The organism is Polaromonas sp. P1_E3 (genome assembly GCF_056405935.1).
This window is the reverse complement of the sequence record NZ_JBFUBD010000328.1, coordinates 1-3005: the sequence shown is the minus strand read 5'-3', so window position 1 is coordinate 3005 and position 3005 is coordinate 1. Positions and strand designations below refer to the sequence as shown.

At 61.8% G+C, this 3005-nt stretch carries 3 protein-coding genes and 1 pseudogene; all 4 read right to left on the bottom strand.

Translation table 11 applies throughout. From position 1 onward, the window contains the following. A partial coding sequence (gene ugpQ, locus AC1D0Z_RS18640; protein WP_477659684.1) for a glycerophosphodiester phosphodiesterase occupies positions 1-653 on the bottom strand: 653 nt, incomplete at its 3' end. Positions 654-763: 110 nt separating this feature from the next. Continuing rightward, entirely contained in the window at positions 764-1786 is a 1023-nt protein-coding gene (locus AC1D0Z_RS18635; protein ID WP_477659683.1) for a sn-glycerol-3-phosphate import ATP-binding protein UgpC, read from the bottom strand. 51 nt (positions 1787-1837) lie between these two features. Continuing rightward, on the bottom strand, positions 1838-2689 hold the full coding sequence (gene ugpE / locus AC1D0Z_RS18630) for a sn-glycerol-3-phosphate ABC transporter permease UgpE (RefSeq protein ID WP_477659682.1): 852 nt from the start codon (positions 2687-2689) through the stop codon (positions 1838-1840). A 36-nt stretch (positions 2690-2725) separates the two neighbouring features. After that, positions 2726-3005 (bottom strand): annotated as a pseudogene (locus AC1D0Z_RS18625) (glycerol-3-phosphate transporter permease); the annotation flags it as partial.

Here is a 3005-nt window from a genome sequence, read left to right as displayed (position 1 = left end):
GTGTAACTCAGCAGCTTGAAGCCGGCTTTTTTGGCCTGCGCCACGGTATCGGCGTTCCAGAGCTTGTGGTTGCACACGATGGCCACGCAACCCAGTTGAACCGCGGTTTGCAGCCAGTTGGCGGGCAGTTCGTCGAGCAGCAGGCCGCGCGGCAGCTGCGGCTGGGCTGCACGGGCCGCCTCCAGCGACAGAGGCTGGAACGATGTCAGCAGCGGTGGCACAGCCGTACCCCGCCAAAGCCGGGCCGCCTCATTGGCCACCACGGTACCCGTGCGGGTCTCTGCACCCGGTGTGGGCTTGATTTCGATGTTGAGGAAGTAGCCCTTGTCCAGGCAATAGCGGGCAATGCGCTCAAAGCTCGCCAGGCTTTCCGCGGCAAAAGCCGGTGAATGCCAGCTGCCAGCGTCCAGTTTTGCCAACGCGTCCCAGGGTTGCTCGCCAGCCACACCCTTGCCGTTGCTGGTACGTTCCAGGGTGGCGTCGTGCAGCAAAAAAGGGACATCATCGGCGCTGAGCTTCACATCGCATTCGAACATGCGGTAGCCGTGGCTGGCGCCCAGCATGAAGGAGGCCAGGGTGTTTTCGGGTGCCAGCTTGCCGGCGCCGCGGTGCGCCACCCAACGGGGATAAGGCCAGAAAGCTGGAGCCCCCACGCTTGCCACTGCGTGTGCTGCGCTGCCCCCCGAGGGCGCTGGCCTTGCTTGGGGCGGCCCGGCGCTGCGGCCGGCCGCAGCGCCACCCGCTGAGTCGTTCTGCTCAGTACTCATGGCAGGCGTTTGCCGGTCTCGGCGTCAAACCAGTGCAAGCGGTCTGCGCGTGGCGTGACATGAATGGTCGCGCCGATTTCGGGCGCCGTTGACAGGCTTTCATCGGTACGCACGATCAGGAATTCTTCGCCCATGCGGCAATACACCAGGCGCTCGGCGCCCAGCATTTCGATGGTGTCGACCTGCACGGCCCAACCCGTGGCGCCCACCGTCAGGTGTTCGGGCCGTATGCCCAGGATGGCGCCGGGCTTGCCGCCGAAGTCGGCGTTCGGCGCCTGCTTGAGCAGATTCATGGGCGGCGAGCCCATGAAGCTCGCCACAAAGGTGGTGGCCGGCCGGTTGTAAACCTCTTCGGGCGTGCCGAACTGCTCCATGCGGCCGGCGTTCATCACCATCATGCGCTGCGCCAGCGTCATGGCTTCCACCTGGTCGTGCGTCACGAAGAGCGAGGTGATGCCGAGTTCGCGGTGCAGTTTCTGGATCTCCAGGCGTGTCTGCACGCGCAGCTTGGCGTCCAGGTTGGACAGTGGCTCATCGAACAAAAACACCTGCGGCTGGCGCACGATGGCGCGGCCCATGGCCACGCGCTGGCGCTGCCCGCCTGAGAGGGCACGGGGCTTGCGGTCCAGCAGGTGGCCCAGCTCGAGGATCTTGGCGGCTTTGTCGACACGCGTTTTGATTTCGTCCTTGGGCACCTTGGCGATCTTCAGGCCGTAGGCCATGTTGTCGAAGACGCTCATGTGCGGGTAGAGCGCGTAGTTCTGGAACACCATGGCGATGTCGCGTTCGGAGGGCTCCAGCTCATTGACGACCTTGCCGCCAATGGAAATCTGCCCGTCGCTGACTTCTTCGAGCCCGGCCACCATGCGCAGCAGGGTGGATTTGCCACAGCCTGAGGGTCCGACGATGACGATGAATTCGTGGTCGTTGATCTCGGCGTTCACGCCGTGCAGCACCTGCAGCATGTCCTTGCCGGAGCCGTAGCGTTTGATGACGTTGTTGAATGAAAGGGATGCCATGTCTGTATTTCCGTTGTGTCTTGGTTGTTCTTGATGGGGCTGGCTATTGCTTTATTTCTCGGTGTCGACCAGGCCCTTGACGAACCATTTCTGCATCAGTACCACCACCAGGGCGGGCGGCAGCATCGCCAGAATCGCAGTGGCCATGACCACGTTCCATTCGTTCTGCCCGTCGCCGCCGGCGATCATGCGTTTGATACCCACCACCACCGGGTACATGTCTTCGCTCGTCGTGGCCAGCAGCGGCCAGAGGTACTGGTTCCAGCCGTAGATGAACTGGATGACGAAGAGCGCTGCGATTGAAGTCTTCGACAGCGGCAGCAGCACGTCAAAGAAAAAGCGCATCGGGCTGGCGCCATCCATGCGCGAGGCCTCAGTCAACTCTTCTGGCACCGTCAGGAAAAATTGCCGGAACAGAAAAGTCGCCGTCGCCGAGGCAATCAGCGGTACCGTGAGGCCTGCATAGGTGTTGAGCATGTTCAGGTCAGACAACACCTTGTAGGTGGGCAAAATGCGCACCTCCACCGGCAGCATCAGCGTAATGAAGATGGCCCAGAAGCAGGTCTTCTTGAACGGAAAGCGGAAGTACACGATGGCGAACGCCGACAGCAGCGAAATCGTGATCTTGCCGATGGCGATCACCATCGCCGTGACGAAGCTGACCCACATCATGTGCGCGACCGGTGCGTTGGAACCGGCAGCGGATTCACGCCCGAACAGCGCCGCCTTGTAGCTGTCGAGCATGTTCGTACCCGGCAGCAAAGGCATGGGCGCCTGCACGATCTCCTGCGCGGTGTGGGTCGAGGCCACAAAGGCAAGGTAGAGGGGAAAGGCGACGATAAAGACGCCCAGGATCACGATGACGTGGGCCAGAATGCCGTGGGTACCGCGTTTTTCAACCATGGTGGGCTCCCGTCGTGTTTTTTATTGTCGGTTTCATCAGTATTGGACTTTCTTCTCTACGTAGCGGAACTGGATGACCGTGAGCGCCACCACGATCACCATCAAGACGACCGACTGCGCAGCCGAGCCGCCCAGGTCCATGGCTTTGAAGCCGTCGTAGTACACCTTGTAGACCAGGATGGCCGTGTCCTTGCCTGGCCCGCCTTGCGTGGCGGCGTCGACGATGGCAAACGTATCGAAGAAGGCGTAGACCACGTTGATCACCAGCAGGAAGAAGGTCGTGGGCGACAGCAGCGGGAACTGGATGGTCCAGAAG